This window comes from Bartonella sp. AC70YNML (assembly GCF_042196545.1).
Taxonomy (GTDB): Bacteria; Pseudomonadota; Alphaproteobacteria; order Rhizobiales; family Rhizobiaceae; genus Bartonella.
Genome location: NZ_JBHIQK010000051.1, coordinates 1 through 960 on the forward strand (window position 1 = coordinate 1; position 960 = coordinate 960).

Below are 960 nucleotides of genomic sequence, written 5' to 3' on the forward strand. Positions count from 1 at the left end.
AACACATCCAGCTGTAGTTAAGAGAGCTATGCAGCTCAATAGTTTTAAGATTTTTTTCATTTTCCCCTCTTTCAATGGATTTATTTACAATAAAAAGGCTCTAAAGCCTGTTGATATTTTATCTCCGTTTTTCAAGACAGTTCTGAACTGAGTTGAGATGGTAGATTGAGAAAACAATCCCGCCATTCCAAGTAAAGGCAAGGATGGCAGATTGTTGATCATCACAAGAAAGACTTAAGGTTTGCATTCAGGTGCATTTTTATATTTTTTACAAAACGGGCTGTTTAAGCGCTTCTTGACACTGCGCTGTGGAACAACAGCGCCTGGACGACAAATCGGAAGGTTTTCGGCTCTAAAAGTATAACATGGCCCTCCCGCTCTTGCTACCTCTTCATCTTTATAGCGAAACCCTGATTGAAGCATGCAAGCATAAATTGTTGCTTTTGCATTAATGCTCTGCTTTCTGTTTTCTGGATCGACATCATAAGGCGTTGGCATGCCACATTCTAACAAGGCTTTTCCTACCTCTGTAAAATTAGTAACACCATTTTTCTCCCACGCGCTCAAATACCCTCCAGGAGTTTTATTAAACTGACATCCTGCAATACCTAATAAAGTTACAGCACCTAATAGCTTTAGAGTTTGTTTCATTTTTTACTCCATTATTTAATTCAAGGTTTTTGTTCACGATGAGATGTGCCATAGCGCCATGTACACTTATCACTCGCATCTCCAAGGCAAGTATGGGAGCTTATGGGATTCATGATCACTCTCCACCATTCTTTCCACCAGTTACTGCCAGTAGGTATTGTCTCGTAAGTATAGCCATTGCCGCCAATAATTCTGCTGACAAAGTCATATCTATTCCCATCAAAACCAACAGTGGTTTGTTTGCTATCACTTACATAACCTAACAGACCGGATGCAACTAAAACATTAAAGGCTGGTCCATAGAAATTG

At 39.7% G+C, this 960-nt stretch carries 1 protein-coding gene and 1 pseudogene; both read right to left on the reverse strand.

Translation table 11 applies throughout. The features are described 5' to 3' along the window. Positions 1–234: 234 nt before the first annotated feature. Positions 235–651 (reverse strand): hypothetical protein, encoded by a 417-nt coding sequence (locus ACFIMU_RS08690; protein WP_375697036.1) that lies wholly within the window; start codon positions 649–651, stop codon positions 235–237. 20 nt (positions 652–671) lie between these two features. Beyond that, positions 672–960, reverse strand: a pseudogene (locus ACFIMU_RS08695) (filamentous hemagglutinin); the annotation flags it as partial.

Excerpts from the sequence above, each read along its gene's own strand:
- ACFIMU_RS08690 (WP_375697036.1), bottom strand. The coding sequence starts at position 651 with ATGAAACAAACTCTAAAGCTATTAGGTGCTGTAACTTTATTAGGTATT.